Origin of the sequence: Micromonospora musae, from assembly GCF_003626635.1 — a bacterium.
Classification (GTDB): domain Bacteria; phylum Actinomycetota; class Actinomycetes; order Mycobacteriales; family Micromonosporaceae; genus Micromonospora; species Micromonospora musae.
Genome location: NZ_RAZT01000012.1, coordinates 116,396 through 131,056, shown reverse-complemented (window position 1 = coordinate 131,056; position 14,661 = coordinate 116,396). Strand labels below are relative to the sequence as shown.

At 73.5% G+C, this 14,661-nt stretch carries 13 protein-coding genes and 1 pseudogene; 2 read left to right on the top strand and 12 right to left on the bottom strand.

The genetic code is table 11. The annotated features are described in order from the left end of the window. Window positions 1-88: 88 nt before the first annotated feature. From D7044_RS23480 to D7044_RS23470, 3 genes are all read right to left on the bottom strand, one after another. Window positions 89-835 (bottom strand): peptidylprolyl isomerase, encoded by a 747-nt coding sequence (locus D7044_RS23480; protein WP_233565109.1) that lies wholly within the window; start codon window positions 833-835, stop codon window positions 89-91. Window positions 836-1,059: 224 nt separating this feature from the next. Next, window positions 1,060-2,313, bottom strand: a complete 1,254-nt coding sequence (locus tag D7044_RS23475; RefSeq protein WP_120690214.1) for a D-alanyl-D-alanine carboxypeptidase family protein — start codon at window positions 2,311-2,313, stop codon at window positions 1,060-1,062. Between the two features lie 113 nt (window positions 2,314-2,426). Next, a complete protein-coding gene (locus D7044_RS23470; RefSeq protein ID WP_233565108.1) occupies window positions 2,427-2,795 on the bottom strand; it encodes a MerR family transcriptional regulator in 369 nt (122 codons plus the stop codon). A 123-nt stretch (window positions 2,796-2,918) separates the two neighbouring features. Here D7044_RS23470 and D7044_RS23465 point away from each other — a divergent pair. Next, a pseudogene (locus tag D7044_RS23465) lies at window positions 2,919-4,156 on the top strand (ATP-binding cassette domain-containing protein); the annotation flags it as partial. Window positions 4,157-4,247: 91 nt separating this feature from the next. Here the strand turns inward: D7044_RS23465 and D7044_RS23460 are convergent. The 5 genes from D7044_RS23460 to D7044_RS23440 all read right to left on the bottom strand — a co-directional run bounded on the left by D7044_RS23460 (window position 4,248) and on the right by D7044_RS23440 (window position 9,559). Beyond that, complete coding sequence (locus tag D7044_RS23460) at window positions 4,248-4,667, bottom strand: protein-tyrosine phosphatase family protein (RefSeq protein WP_120690212.1); 420 nt, start codon at window positions 4,665-4,667, stop codon at window positions 4,248-4,250. A 466-nt stretch (window positions 4,668-5,133) separates the two neighbouring features. After that, window positions 5,134-5,727, bottom strand: a complete 594-nt coding sequence (locus D7044_RS23455; protein ID WP_120690211.1) for a hypothetical protein — start codon at window positions 5,725-5,727, stop codon at window positions 5,134-5,136. 1,278 nt (window positions 5,728-7,005) lie between these two features. Further along, the gene (locus D7044_RS23450) at window positions 7,006-7,650 is read right to left on the bottom strand and encodes a response regulator (protein WP_120681826.1); all 645 of its coding nucleotides are present in this window, start codon (window positions 7,648-7,650) and stop codon (window positions 7,006-7,008) included. Then, entirely contained in the window at window positions 7,641-8,771 is a 1,131-nt protein-coding gene (locus D7044_RS23445) for a sensor histidine kinase (protein WP_120690210.1), read from the bottom strand. The genes D7044_RS23450 and D7044_RS23445 overlap by 10 nt, the downstream gene beginning before the upstream one ends. Beyond that, complete coding sequence (locus tag D7044_RS23440) at window positions 8,768-9,559, bottom strand: DedA family protein (RefSeq protein ID WP_120690209.1); 792 nt, start codon at window positions 9,557-9,559, stop codon at window positions 8,768-8,770. Before D7044_RS23440 ends, D7044_RS23445 begins: the two co-directional genes overlap by 4 nt. A gap of 148 nt (window positions 9,560-9,707) precedes the next feature. Here D7044_RS23440 and D7044_RS23435 point away from each other — a divergent pair, with 148 nt between their 5' ends. Then, complete coding sequence (locus tag D7044_RS23435; protein ID WP_233565094.1) at window positions 9,708-10,550, top strand: MOSC domain-containing protein; 843 nt, start codon at window positions 9,708-9,710, stop codon at window positions 10,548-10,550. Window positions 10,551-10,610: 60 nt separating this feature from the next. Here the strand turns inward: D7044_RS23435 and D7044_RS23430 are convergent, their stop codons facing one another. From D7044_RS23430 to D7044_RS23415, 4 genes are all read right to left on the bottom strand, one after another. Next, complete coding sequence (locus D7044_RS23430) at window positions 10,611-12,092, bottom strand: serine/threonine-protein kinase (RefSeq protein ID WP_120690208.1); 1,482 nt, start codon at window positions 12,090-12,092, stop codon at window positions 10,611-10,613. 168 nt (window positions 12,093-12,260) lie between these two features. Continuing rightward, window positions 12,261-12,461, bottom strand: a complete 201-nt coding sequence (locus tag D7044_RS23425) for a hypothetical protein (RefSeq protein WP_120690207.1) — start codon at window positions 12,459-12,461, stop codon at window positions 12,261-12,263. Between the two features lie 2 nt (window positions 12,462-12,463). Beyond that, complete coding sequence (locus D7044_RS23420) at window positions 12,464-13,522, bottom strand: LacI family DNA-binding transcriptional regulator (RefSeq protein WP_120690206.1); 1,059 nt, start codon at window positions 13,520-13,522, stop codon at window positions 12,464-12,466. A 187-nt stretch (window positions 13,523-13,709) separates the two neighbouring features. Continuing rightward, a complete protein-coding gene (locus D7044_RS23415) occupies window positions 13,710-14,543 on the bottom strand; it encodes a helix-turn-helix domain-containing protein (protein WP_411710995.1) in 834 nt (277 codons plus the stop codon). Between the last annotated feature and the right edge of the window lie 118 nt (window positions 14,544-14,661).

The following is a 14,661-nucleotide window of genomic DNA, read 5'->3' as shown; positions in this document are numbered from 1 at the left end:
CTCCCCGCTCAGGCGCTGGTCATACCGGGCCGCGCACCGGTGGGGTACCTCGCTCATGTCGTAGCGAGGTACCCCGCCTGCACGGGTGTCAGCGGTGGTGCCGGACGGCCTTGCAGATCTCCACCGGCAGGGCCGGCGCACCGTCGACCGGAGCCGGGTCCTCCTCGGTCGGGGCCACTCCCCCGGCCGCGATCCGGTCGAGCGTGGCGAGCCCGGCCGCGTCCACCGAGCCGAAGACCGTGTAGTTGGGCCGCAGCGCCGAATCCGCGTACACCAGGAAGAACTGGCTGCCGTTGGTGTCCGGGCCGGCGTTGGCCATGGCGAGCGTGCCACGGGCGTAGAGCCGCCGCTCGCCCGTCGGGTCCGTCGGCGCCGGGGGCAGATCGGTCGGCAGCTCGTCCCGGTAGCGGTAGCCCGGCCCACCCGAGCCGGTGCCGGAGGGATCCCCGCACTGCAGGACGCTCAGCGTCGGGTACGCGGTCAGCCGGTGGCACGAGGTCCGGTCGTAGAAGCGGTGCCGGGTCAGGTGCAGGAAGCTCTGCACCGTGCAGGGTGCCGCCGCCCGGTCCAGGGTCAACCCGATCGAGCCGTGGTTGGTGCGGAGCGTGACCCGCACCCGGCCCTTGTCCGGGGTACGGCGGGGGTCGGGCGGCAGCGGAACCGGCCGGGCCGCCGGATCCTCCGGCGTCGCCGTGTAGCCGCACGGGCCGGGGGTGGTACGCGGACCCCCGGGCGCGGCGGCAGCCGGTACGACGCCGGCGCCGTTCGCCGTGGCGGGCGCGGCCACCGCGGCGGTGGCGCCGGCGGCGAGGAGCGCACCGGCGAGCAGCGCCACGCCGCCGACACGCGGAAGGGTGCGCCGCGCGCGACGCGGGGCGGGAACAGGCAGCGGTCGAACTTCACGCGACACGGGCATCCTCCTGGACTCGTCGTACCGGAGCGACCGGAGTCTATGGATATCCGTCGGCGGTTGTCGATCCGTCGCCGCCCCCGGGCGAGTCGGGCGAGCCGCGTGACCGACTGCTTTGGGCGCGCGCATCGCTATGGAGCTGTCCTGGCTCAGGCGCCGCCTCGGCGGCGGGCACGGCGACGCCACAGCACGCCGGTCAGCAGGACGACGCTCACCGTGGCGACGAGCACCCCCACCGGCCAGGAGTTCGACCTCTCCTCGCCGACCGGGCGACTCGCGGCGGCCGGCCGCGCCTCGCCGGTGGCGGCAGTCGGGCTCACCTCCGGCGTCGCCATCAGCTGCCCCGGCTCGACCAGCCGACCCACCGAGGTCGTCGCCGGCAACGAGAAGCCCCAGTCCAGCAGCGCCGCGCCCTGCTCCCAACCGCGCTCCGGTCGGGACTCGGCGCCGAGCAGCGTGGCGACCAGGCGACGGCCCCCGCGCTCGGCCGCGCCCACGTAGGTGTGCCGGGCCAGATCGGTGTAGCCGGTCTTGCCGCCCAACGCGCCCGGGTAGTCGAAGATGAGCTGGTTCTCGTTCTGGAACTGGAAGCCCTTGGTGCGCTGCGCCGGCTGGGCGGGGATCCGAGCCAGCTTTGTTAACGCGTACCGCCGGAAGGTCGGGTCGGCGAAGCAGGCCCGGGCGATCAACGCCAGGTCGTACGCGCTGGTGAACTGCCCACGCCCGTCCAGGCCGGAGGGGGTGACCGCGTGCGTCTGGAGCGCGCCGAGCCGGTGCGCGTACTCGTTCATCTCGCGCACCCCGCCGGCCGCGCCCTCGGTGCCCCCACCGAGGCGCGCCAGCACGTTGGCCGCGTCGTTGCCCGAGTTCAGCAGCAGCCCGAGCCAGACCGTCTCGACGGTGTACCGCCCGCCCTCGACCAGGCCGACCGCGGAGGAGCCGGCCTCGAAGTCCATGTCCTCCTCGGTGACCGTGACGACCTGCTTCGGGTCGAGCCGGGGCAGCATCGTGGCGGCGAGGAGGAGCTTCTGCACGCTCGCCGGTGGGCCGTACTCGTGCGGGCCGCAACCCCCGAGCACCTGACCGGTGTCCAGGTCGGCGACGAGCCAGGAGGTGGCGGTGAGCCTCGGCGGCCGAGGAGTCGCGGGCGGCACGACCAGCCCCGCGGTGGCCAGCGCCGTACCTCCGACGGCGCGCTCCCGCGCCGACGCCGGTGGTGGGGACGGGCGCGCGGGCCGGGAAGCCGCCGGTGCCGCCGCGCGCGGGCACGGCACGGCCCCCGCGCCCACCGAGAGGGCACGCCCAGCGCGGGCGGTGGTGGGCGGCGCCGCCGGAGCGGGAACGGCCGCGCCGACGGTGAGCAGCGCGGCGGTCGCCGTGGTGGCCAGCAGCCGATCTCTCATGCCAGCACCCTAATCCGGAAAACGGGCAAACCGGGGCCGGACGGGATGCCCCGCCTCCCCCAGACTCCCCGCCTTCCGCGGGGCTGTCGCCGTCCGGCGTTCGCACGCCGCGCTCACGGCATGCCGAGCGGCTCCCGCTCCCGCAGGTAGTCGTAGAGGGCCGCGGAGGCGCGCAGCCGGCGCAGGCTGCGCCGATGCAGCTCCTGCTCCCGGCGGGCCAGCTCGGCCCGGACCCGCTGCGGGCTGCCGGTCGTCCGCAGCTCGTCCAGCACCGCCGTGATGATCTCGAACGGGTACGCGCCGCGCCGCAGCAGCGCGACCACCTGGGCCGCCCGCAGCTCCGCCTCGTCGTACACCCGGTAGCCGGCGCCGGGTGACCGGGTCGGACGCAGCAGGCCGCGAACCTCCCAGAGCCGCAGCTGGGAGGTGCGGACCCCGACCAGGGCCGCGACCTCTCCGATGCGAGCCGCGCGACGCGGCACCGGCACGGAAGCCGCCGGAGCACCGACCACCGTCTCGAACGCGCCGAGCGCCCGCCGGATGTCGGCCCGCTCGCGGTCGAGCTCGGCGTGCCCGCCGTCGAGCAACGCCAGCGCCGCCGGCACGAGGCGCAGCGGGTGAAGATGGTCCGGCACCTCGGCTCCAGCCTCTCCGACGTGACGTACGTCTTCGACGAGCCCACCGTCGGCCTGCACCCGCACGACATCGCCCGGATGAACGACCTGCTGCTCCGGCTGCGCGACAAGGGCAACACGGTGCTGGTGGTCGAGCACAAGCCGGAGACCATCGCGATCGCCGACCACGTGGTCGACCTCGGCCCCGGCGCCGGCACGGCCGGCGGCCACGTCTGCTATTCGGGAGACGTCGCCGGTCTTCGCCGCTCCGGCACCCTGACCGGCCGGCACCTCGACCACCGGGTCGGCCTACGCGGCGAGGTACGCCGCCCGACCGGACACCTGCCGATCCGCAACGCCGACCTGCACAACCTGCGAGACGTGAGCGTCGACGTCCCACTCGGCGTACTGACCGTGGTCACCGGCGTGGCCGGCTCGGGCAAGAGCTCCCTCATTCACGGCTCCCTGCGGCGACGCGCCGGGGTGGTCATCGTCGACCAGTCGCCCATCCGCGGTTCGCGCCGCAGCAACCCGGCCACCTACAGTGGCCTGCTCGACCCGATCCGCGCCGCGTTCGCCAAGGCCAACGGCGTGAAGGCGGCCCTGTTCAGCGCGAACTCCGAGGGCGCCTGCCCGGCCTGCAAGGGCATCGGCCTCATCTACACCGACCTGGCCATGATGGCCGGCGTGGCCACCGTCTGCGAGAAGTGCGAGGGACGGCGCTTCACCGCCGAGGTGCTCACCTACACGCTGCGCGGAAAGAACATCAGCGACGTGCTCGCCATGCCGGTCACCGAGGCGTACGACTTCTTCCCCAGCGGTTCCGCCCACGTCATCCTCGGGCGACTCGCCGACGTCTGCCTCGGCTACCTCAGCCTCGGCCAGCCGCTCAACACCCTCTCCGGCGGCGAGCGGCAGCGGCTCAAGCTCGCCATCCACATGGCCGAGAAGACCAGCACGTACGTCCTGGACGAGCCGACGACCGGGCTGCACCTCGCCGACGTCGACCAGTTGCTGGCCCTGCTCGACCGGCTCGTCGACGCCGGCAACAGGTCATCGTCATCGAGCACCATCAGGCGGTGATGGCCCACGCGGACTGGCTGATCGACCTCGGCCCGGGCGCCGGCCACGACGGCGGCAAAATCGTCTTCACGGGTACGCCGGCCGAGCTCATCGCCCGGGGTGACACCCTGACCGCCCGACACCTACGCGACTACGTCGCGCCCTGACCACCGGCGCTGCACGCCTGACTGCCGGCCCGGGGCGGCTCGCCCCATGGCGGCCTCCGGTTCGGCCGCTGGCCGGAGCCGGCCTGCGCCGTCACCCGAGGCGATGCAGCCACCGGCGCTGCCAGGGCGTCTCCACCGCCCGGGGCCGGTAGTTGGCGCGTACCCACTCCACCACCTGCCCGGCGGGCATGCCGTCGAGCACCGCGAGTGCGGCCAGGGCGGTGCCGGTTCGGCCCTGGCCGCCACGGCAGGCGACCTCCACCCGCTCGCCGTCCTGCGCGCGGCGCAGCGCCTCACCGAGGGCGTCCAGCGCGTCGGCACGGTCGACGGGGATCCAGAAGTCGGGCCAGCGGATCCGCCGGTGCGGCCAGGCAGGTGCCGGACCGGGGGCCAGCAGCAGCGCGAAGTCCGCCGGGGAAGCGTCGTCGCCGATTCGTCGGCCGCGCACCGCGGCGCCGCCGGGCAGTACGACGACACCTGGCTGCCCGGCCCACGACGACTCGACGCTCATCCCGGCATTCTGCCGTCTCAGCGTTCGGCTGTCCGACCCCAGACGAAAGCGCCGCCCCCGACCAGGTGGTCGAGGGCGGCGCTCGGGGTGTCGGTGTGTAGGTCGCCTCGCGGCGAGTGGCGCAACGCGGCTCCAGCCGAACGGTATTCCGCGAAGGCATTTATCAGGTGAGGCCCGGGGACACTGAGCACACCGACACCCCACACAACGTACCCGCGCCCGCGCTTCTTCCCACCTCCCAGCACCATTTCGTCAGCGGCCGTACGCACGGATTTCGGACACTTCACGTTCCCGGCGAGCGGTAACCGGCCAGGATTCGGTGTCTGCGCCGGCTCCTCCCGTACGCCCGACCCGCAGCGCGTCCGTTCCGGTTCTTCGGGGCGCTCCGTTGGTTTAACGCGGGGTATGCCGCTGGCCGGCGCCCGTGTGGGGTGCCGGCCAGCGGTCAGGTGATGCTCTGTGGTTGTCAGCTGTTCCAGTACTGGGCCACGAGGTCGGCGGCCTGCTGCTCCCACTGCGCGTAGGCGTCCGGGTAGGCCGACACCTGCACGGTCTGGGCGGCGTCGGTCAGCGGCATGTCCTGCCAGCCGTCGACCTGCTTCAGACCCTTGAGGAACGCGGTGGTCGAGTACTGCGGGTCGGTGATCTGCTCCGGCGTACCCCAACCCGAGGTCGGGCGCTGCTGGAACAGGCCCAGCGAGTCGTGGTCGTTGGCGTCACCCAGGTGACCCAGGTTCTCCAACTTCGACTCCTGCAGGCTCGTCGCGATCGAGATGACCGCGGCCCGCTCGTTCATGTCCGACTTCTTCGTCGCGGCGATGATCGCCTTCACATTGGCGGTCTGCTCGTCGTCGAGGTTGATGCGGGACTGGGCGCCGTGGGTGCCGTTGGGCATCAGCTTGCCCTTGTCCACGCCCGGCTTGTCGACGTGCACGACAGCGACGGGCTTGGCGTCGATGGTGGGGGTGGCGGCGTGGGCGGCGACGGGGCCACCGATGACACCACCGGCGAACGCGAGACCAGCGATACCGAGAACGCTCTTACGCATGATCGTGTTCATGTCAAAGCTCCTTCGGGGGTGATGACCCACACCCGGGGGGGGTGTGCAGGTCAGCGCCACGCTCGGGCGCTTCACAGAAAGGGGGGAAAGTCTGAGTGGGCGCTTGCGCGAGAGGGGGTTCGCGGGGCCCGGTGTCCCGGGGCGAAGTTGGGGGGCTTCACCACGCCGGGACGGTGTTCAACGGTCGACGGCCCGCCATCATTCCCGGCGACATGCCCGGGGGGCTTGGTGACTGACCGTGGTCCGCCGCGACCCGGGAGGGGGTCGTGCGGCGGGACCGTGTTCAACGACCGGCGGCCCGCCATGATTCCCGGCGACGTGCCCGGGGCTTCGGGAGGCTCGGTGACCGTGGCCCGCTGCGACCCGGGAGGGGGTCGTGCGGCGGGACCCGGTTCAACGACCGGCCGGCCACCGTCATTCCCGGGGAGCCTCGCGGCTCGGTCCGGGCGGACGGGCCATCGGGCGGGGCTGCTACCTCGGCCGTCGGGGGTGTTCAACGCCCGCGACCCGTCCACGATTCCGGCCTGAGGATGCCACCGGTCACACCCCAAACCACCCAAACCATCAACCTGGGGTGGCCGCACCCCAGGCTGCGCGCACGCGAACCGGACACCGTTCGCCAATCACCCCAGGCGCCGCTCGTGATCGACTCGGGGTCCTTGAAGTCGGGGCATCACGCGGCCGGGACACCCCGACATCAAGGAACCCGAGTCGATCATTGGCGCGCTTGGGGCGATGAGCGCGATGTGTCCGGTTTGCGCGCCTGGAGGGGCTGCGGGGTAGTGCCCAGCGCCGGGCTCTGCCCGGGGGTGCCGGCCCGATCCGCGCGAAGGTCCATTCGATGGCCGCGCGGGCCGTAAACCGGACACCACTCGCCAACCACCCCAGCCGCGACCGGTGATCGACTCGGGCTCCTTGAAGTCGGGGCATCACGCGGCCGGGACACCCCGACATCAGGGAAACCGAGTCGATCATCCGCGCGCTTGGGGTGATCGGGGTAATCTGTCCGCGTTTGGGGGCCCGCCGCGGCGGTGCTCCCGCGCGGCGACCGAATTCTGCCCGGGACGCCGGCCCGCCCCCTCAGGTTGACTCGCGGCCGTCCGGTCGCGGGCCAAGCCGCCGGCTTCAAGGTCGACTCGGGGTCCTTGAAGTTGGGGCATCAGCACGGTCCGGACACCCCGACATCAAGGAAATCGAGTCGATCATCGGCACGCCTGGGGCGATCGGCGTGATGTGGCGGGCTGGCGGCGGCGCTGCCGGCCGGCCCGCCGCGAGGGGTCAGGCGGAGAGATAGCGGAGGATCGCCAGCACCCGGCGGCTGTAGCCGGTGACGCCGGACAGGTCGAGCTTGTCGAAGATCGCGTTCACGTGTTTCTCGACCGCGCTGAGCGATACGTGCAGCCGTCCGGCGATGGCGGCGTTCGTATGGCCCTGCGCCATGTGGTGCAGGACGTCCCGTTCGCGCTCAGTCAGCCGGGCGAGCGGATCGGTACGGTCCGAGCCGGAGACGACCTGGCGTACCACCTCGGGATCCAGCGCGGTCGCCCCCGCGCACACCCGGTCCAGGGCGTCGAGGAAGTCGTCGACCTGGGCGACCCGATCCTTCAGCAGGTAGCCGACTCCCTCGGGACGGTCGGCGAGCAGCCGGGCGGCGTACCGCTTCTCGACGTACTGGGACAGCACGAGCACGGCGGTGTCGGGCCACCGGCGGCGGATCTCCAACGCGGCACGCAGACCGTCGTCGGTGTGGGTGGGGGGCATCCGGACATCGGTGACGACCACGTCGGGACGTTCCCGGTCGACCGCGGCGAGCAGCTCGTCGGCGCTGCCGACCGAGGCGATCACCAGGTGGCCCTCCTCGACGAGCAGTCGGGCCAGCCCTTCCCGCAGGAGCGTCGAGTCCTCGGCGAGCGTCACGCGCACGGAAGCTCCGCCAGTACGGTCGTCGGTCCGCCGGTCGGGCTCTCCACCCGCAGCCGCCCGTCCAGCGCGGCGACCCGGCGGGCCAGCCCGGACAGGCCACGGCCCGAGGGGTCCGCGCCACCCGTACCGTCGTCGCGTACGAGCATCCGGACCGTCCCCTCCGCCGCCTCGATGTCGATCGTGACCAGGGTAGCCGCGGCGTGTTTCGCGGCGTTCGTGAGCGCTTCGCAGGCCACGAAGTACAGCACGGTCTCGACCTGCCGATCGGGCCGTACGGGCAGGTCGCACCGGATCCGCACCGGCACGGCGGAGCGCTGGGCGACCATGCCGAGCACCTGGCCCAGGTCGCTCTCCTCGAGCGCCGACGGGTAGACCCGCCAGGCCACCTCGCGCAGCTCCTCGAGTGCCCGCTGCACATCCTCGTGGGCCTGCGTGACCAGGGCGTACGTCCGTTCGGCGTCCCGGCCGCGCCGGGCCCTGCCGAGCAGCATGCCGAGCGCGACCAGCCGCTGCTGCAGCCCGTCGTGCAGATCCCGTTCGATGCGCTGGCGTTCGGCGTCCACGGCGGCGATCACACCCGCCCGGGTGCTGGCCAACTCGCGGACCCGGTCCTCCAGCGCGGCACGGGCGCCGCGGTCGAGCAGCCACCGGGCGATCCGGACGTCCAGCGCGCCCACGCTGGCGATGGCCTGCACGTTCAGCATCAGCAGCACCGTGCCGATGACGACCTGCAGCAGGAACTCCGCCACGGACAGCTCGCCGCGCACGGTGGCGGACAGCAGGATCCAGGTGAGCACCGCGCCGATCGCCAGCAGCAGGTACGCCAGCGCGCCCAGCGCACCCGGGAGCAGCCGGGCCGCCAGATAGGCGACGTGCCGCCAGCCCGCCGTACGGATCGGCGGCAGTTCGTCCGCGCCGAGCAGCCCGGCGAGCCGGCGACGTTCCAGCCGTACCAGTGTCGTGGCGTACCGCGTGATCAGCGTGCCGATCCGGCGGCGGGCCGGTGGCAGGGGCGCGGACCCGGCGCCGGCGACGGCGGCGACCAGCAGGAAGAGCAGGTCCCCGGCGGCGGTCAGCACACCGGCGCCGACGCCGACGCCGACCCGGACTGGGTGGGTCAACGCGCCCCGCCGCGCCCGTCGTCGCCCCAGCCGCCGGTGCGGTAGATGGTGCCCCGGCCGCTCGGGTCGGGGACGCCCGCGCCCGAGCTGTTGAGGGTCGCCGATTCCGGCTCGCGACCGGCGCGTCGGGCCCGCCGCACCCGGGTCACCACGAACCAGGCGACCGCCGCCGCGCACACCACGATGACGACGTTCTGGAGGATGCCGACGTACCCCTCGACCAGGTGCCAGTTGTCGCCGAGCAGGTAGCCGGCGAGCACGAACGTGCTGTTCCAGATCAGGCTGCCCAGCGTCGTGTAGAGGGCGAAGATGGTGATCGGCATCCGCTCCACGCCGGCCGGGATGGAGATCAGGCTCCGGAAGATCGGGATCATCCGCCCGAAGAAGACCGCCTTGACCCCGTGCCGGATGAACCACGCCTCGGTCCGGTCCACGTCGCTGAGCTTCACCAGTGGCAGCTTCGCGGCGATCGCTCGGATCCGGTCGCGGCCGAGCGCCGCTCCGATCCCGTAGAGAGCCAGGGCGCCGAGCAGTGAGCCGAGCGTCGTCCAGAAGATCGCCCCGACCACGCTCATCCGGCCCTGCCCGGCGACGAAACCGGCCAGCGGCAGGATGACCTCGCTCGGGATCGGCGGGAAGAGGTTCTCCAGCGCCACTGCCAGGCCGGCGCCCGGCCCACCGAGCCGTTCCACCAGGTCCGTGACGTAGCCGACGATCCCGTCCTGCGGCGGTTGGGAGTCCGCCGCGAGACCTCCGGTGGCGAGTAGGGCGTGCGGGGTTCGAATCATGGGTCAACGCTACGAAGTGATCCTGGGAGGCGGCCATGAGGATGGCCTCCGTAACGGGCGGTGAAGCCGCACGGCCGGGATGCGGAGAACCGCACCCCTGCCACCCGGCGTCCGTGGGGCGGAGATCAGCGGCGGTTAGGGTGGGCGCGTGCAGGCTGAGCAGGCGGAAGGGCGGGTCGCGCAGCTCTGGCGCTACCCGGTCAAGTCGATGCTCGGTGAGCGGTTGACCACGGCAGCGATCGGCCCGAGCGGCGTCCAGGGCGACCGCCGGCTCGCACTGCTGCACCGCGAGACCGGGCGGGTGGCCAGCGCGAAGGACCCACGGCGGTGGCGTGACCTGCTCACCCTTCAGGCCACCGGCGGCGCCCCGGAGCCGGTTCGGATCACCCTGCCCGACGGTCGCACGGTGTCCGGGCCGGACGAGCAGGTGGACGATCTGCTCTCCGCGGTGCTCGGCGCGCCGGTGACGCTCACCGGCACACCACCCGCGGCCGCGACCCTGGACCGGGCCGTCCCGGAGGCCGTACTCGCCGCCGGCGTCACCGCCGTCGTGCCGGTGGAACCGAGCCCGCTCGGAGGCGCCGCACCCGACACCTTCTTCGACTTCGCCCCGATCCACCTGCTCACCACCGCCACGCTCGATCGGCTCGCCGTCGAACTGCCCGGCGGACCCCCGCAGGTCGAGCGCTACCGACCGAACCTGGTCGTCGCGACACCGGGCGCCGGCTTCGTGGAGAACAGCTGGGTGGGCCGCCAGCTGCGGATCGGTGCGGAGCTGGTGCTGCGGGTGCTCGCCCCGACGCCGCGGTGTGCCGTGCCGACCCTGGCGCACGGCCGGCTGCCCCGACAGCCGGACGCGCTGCGGGCGCCGGCCCGGCTGAACCGGATCGAGCCGCTGCCCGGCCTCGGGCCGCAGCCGTGCGTCGGCGCGTACGCCCAGGTGGTCACGCCGGGTCGGGTCGCCGTCGGCGATGCGGTGGAGCTGGACTGAGCGCCGGCCGGGGCCGCGCGGCGACCCGGCCCTGGTCGATTCCGGACCGGATCGAGAGCGTCACCCGTTGTCGCGGCCGACGTGCACCTCAACCCGTTCGAGGAGGTCGTCGAGCCGGTCCGCCGTCCCGGACGAGAGCTCCTCCCGCTCGGCCGCCTCGGCGACCCGCTCGCGCAGCTTCTGGACGTGCTTGGCCCGGTCCTTCGGCTTGCCGCGGACGAGGTCGGTCAGCTCGTCGCGCAGGTCGTCGGCGGTCCGCCGGTCGACCTGCCCCTGCGCCTGCGCCTTGACGAGCAGCGCCACGAACTCGGTGGCGAGCTGCCGCAGGTCGAGCGGGCCGGGCGCCTCCGTGGTCGCCGCGGGTGGGGACTTCGACGGTGACGGGGGCTTGGGCGCGGCGGGGCTCGACGGTGAGTGCGGCGTGGCGTTCGCCGTGCCGGCGGCCGACGGGTTGCCCCGGTCGTCGTCGAGAGCGAGCAACACCCCCACGGCGAACACGAGCACCAGGGCCGCGGCGGCGATGGCGGTGAGGGGACTGCGGGACCGCCGCCGGGGCGCCGGCACGGGGTGCCGTGGTGCCACGGGCCGCCGCTCGATCAGGGTGGGGGCCTGCGCTGACGCGACGGTCGCCCGCCCGGCGGGACGGGGCCGCAGCGCGACGGTCGCCGGATCCGCCGGGGCGGCCCGCACCTCGGTGGGCGGTTCGGCCGCGTCGGTCCGCAGGAGGGTCGCGAGCTGCGCGGCGGTGGGCCGCCGGCTCGGATCGGCGGCGAGGCAGGCCACGATCAGGTCGGCGAGGTCGGCCGGCAGTCCGGGTACGCGCGGCGGCGGCACGGGACTGTGCCGCTGGTGCACCTCGACCGCGTCCTCCCAGGTCTGCACGGGCAGCGGCGCCCGCCCCGTGAGCGTGCGGTAGAGCAGCGCGCCGAGGGCGTAGACGTCGCTGGCCGGGTCGGGTGGGCCGGCGGAGAGCCGCTCCGGGGCGACGTAGGCCGGGGTGCCCATGAGCAGTTCGCCGGTCTGCCCGGCGAGCGGGTGGTGCGGACCGGCGAGGGTGGCGATGCCGAAGTCGAGCACCTTGGCGCCGGTCTCGGTGAGCATCACGTTGCCCGGTTTGACGTCGCGGTGCACCACCCCGATGCGGTGCGCGGCGGCGAGAGCGGAGGCGACCTGCCCGGCGGTCCGGACCGCCTCGCGCCACGGGAGCGGGCCGGCGGCGAGCCGGTCGGCGAGGTTCTGGCCGTCGACCAACTCCATCACCAGGTACGGCACGACCTCGCCGCCGGGCAGGGTCGCCTCGCCGTAGTCGTACACCTGGGTGACGTTCGGGTGGGTCAGCCGGGCGGCGGCGCGGGCCTCGCGCTGGATGGTGGCCCGCAGCTGCGGGTCGGCGGCGAGTTGCGCGGCGAGGGCCTTGACCGCGACGGACCGGCCGAGCACCTCGTCGTCGGCGCGCCACACCTCGGACATCCCGCCGAGGCCGATGCGCTCGCGCAGGACGTACCGATCGTGCAGCCGGAGTGCGGGCGTGAACGGCGACATGGGCGTCCAGTCTGCCCCGCCGTTGCCACCCGCCACCACCTTCGATGCCCGATTCCGCACCGGCGGGCTCGATCGTGCCCGAATGGCCGGTGCGGAACCGGTTCGAAACGATCGTGGGCGACCCCGAGAAGGGGCTCCGGGCTGCGGATCGGCGGCCGGTACGCACCGTCAGGAGCAGCGAGCCGCCGGGGTCGGCTGGGGCTGGATCCGGTCGGCGAGACGCCGCAGGACGACGGCGGCGGCGAGCCGGGTGGGGGCCAGTCGCGGGGCACGCGGCCGGTCGAGCCGGACGGGCGCGTCGGGGCGGGCCGAGTTGACGTGCCGGGTGACCGCGTCGATGGCGGTGACGAAACCGGTCGAGTGTTCCATGGTCAGCTCCTCGGTACGGGTCGGGTGGAGGTGCGCACGACGAGTGCGGTGGGCAGGAGCACGTGCCCGGCCGTGGGGTCGGCAGGCGGGTCGAGCAGCAGTTCGGCGGAGATCCGGCCTTTCTCCTCGGCCGGTTGGCGCACGGTGGTGAGACCGACGGCGGCGGCCTCGGCGATGTCGTCGAAGCCGGTGACCGACACGTCCGGGCGGTCGGCGTCTTCGCCGAGGGCGTCGAGCACGCCGAGGGCGAGCACGTCGGAGCAGGCCAGGACGGCGGTCGGCGGGTCGGGCCGGTCGAAGAGCCCGGCGACCGCCGCAGCGGCGGCCCGCCGGTCGTTGCCGGTGGCGGTGAGCACGGTGAGGTCGGACCAGGCCACGCCGACCTCGGCGAACGCGTCGGCGAAGCCGGCGAGCCGACCCCGGGTGGTGGGGTGCGGGACCTGGTCCACACCGGAGAGTCGGAGCGGGCCGGCCGGCGCGTCCGGCAGCACGGCGTCGCCGAGCAGCGCGACCCGCCGGTGACCGAGGCTCGCGACGTGCGCGGCGACACCCCGGGCCGCGGCCCGCTCGTCGATACCGACGTAGCGGTCGTCCGGGCCGGCGTCGTCCCGCGGCGCGGTGGTGACGAAGGGCAGCCCTCGGGCGTTGATGGCGTCCAGCGCCCACGCCTCGTCGCCGACGCAGTAGACGCAGAAACTGTCGACCGAGGCGTTCTCCACCGCTCGGCGGGCGTCCTCGAAGTCGCTCGGGATCGGCACGAGCAGCAGGCTGACGCCGTGTCGCTCGGCCGCCTCGCTGACCCCGGCGAGGAAACGGACCGCGAAGGGGTCGGTGAAGGCGTACGACAGCCGCGAGGTGAAGAGCACCCCGATGGAGCCGACGAAGCCCCGGCGCAGCGAGCGCGCGGTCGGGTTGGGGCCCGGATAGCCGATCGCCTTGGCGGTCTCCAGGATCCGTCGGCGCAGCGCCGTCGAGAGCTGGTCGGGGCGGGCGTACGCGTTGGAGACCGTGCTGCGGGAAACGCCCACGGCGTCGGCCACGGCCTGGAGGGTCGGCTTCATCGCTCCCCCTTCTGGATCGATTCAGTACTGGATCGATTCAGAGACTAGTCGAACACTTCTATCCCGGTCAACGGAGAAGCGCCGACCCGGCGGATCGGATCGGCGCTCGACAGGGCGCGGGGATCGTCGACGCCGGTCGGCGGCGGGCCGACGCGCGACGGTCGGCGGACGGGTCGACGTACGTCGGTCAGGCCGGATAGAGCTCGTCGCGTAGGCGCGTGAGCAGCTCCGCAGTGCGCTCCGGCGGCTCGGCCTCGACGCAGAGCCGCTCCATGGCCAGCGCGTAGTGGTCCAGGTCGTCCCGCTTGTCGAGGTAGATGGCGCTGGTCAGCTGTTCGATGTAGACGATGTCGGGCAGATCCTGGTCGCCGAAGCGCAGGATGCTGAACGCCCCACCGGCGGCGGCGTGCCCCCCGGCGGTGAACGGGACGATCTGCAACCGGATGTTCGGCAGTCGGGTCGCCTCGACGAGAGCATCCAACTGGCCGCGCATGACCTCCGGGCCACCGAGCGGGCGACGCAGCGCGGCCTCGTCCAGCACGGCCCACAGCTGTGGTGGGTTCGTCCGGCGCAGCAGCTCCTGGCGCCCCATGCGCAGGCCCACCCGCCGGTCGATCTCGTCGGGCGTGGCCGCACCGTGCCCGAGCAGCACCACCGCCCGGGCGTACGCGGACGTCTGCAACAGCCCGGGAACGAACTGCACCTCGTAGGTGCGGATCAGCGCCGCCGCGGCCTCCAGGCCGAGGTAGGACTGGAACCAGCCGGGCAGCACGTCGCCGTAGCGGTGCCACCAGCCGGGGCTGTTGGCGTCGCGGGCGAGCTTGAGTAGCACCTCGCGCTCCGCGTCGTCCTTGACGCCGTAGAGGGTGAGCAGGTCGGCGACGTCGCGCTCCTTGAAGCCGACCCGGCCGAGCTCCATCCGGCTGATCTTCGACTCAGAGGCGCGGATCTCCCAGCCGGCGCCCTCGCGGGTGACGCCGCTGGACTCGCGCAGCCGGCGAAGCTGGGCGCCGAGCAGCATGCGCAGCACGGTCGGCCCGGTCGTCGGGCCACCGTCGGTGGGAACAGTCATCACGTGCCGACCTCCGGGTGCCAGCTCGGCCGGCCGGACACCCGGCCCGGCCGACCAGTAAGCATGC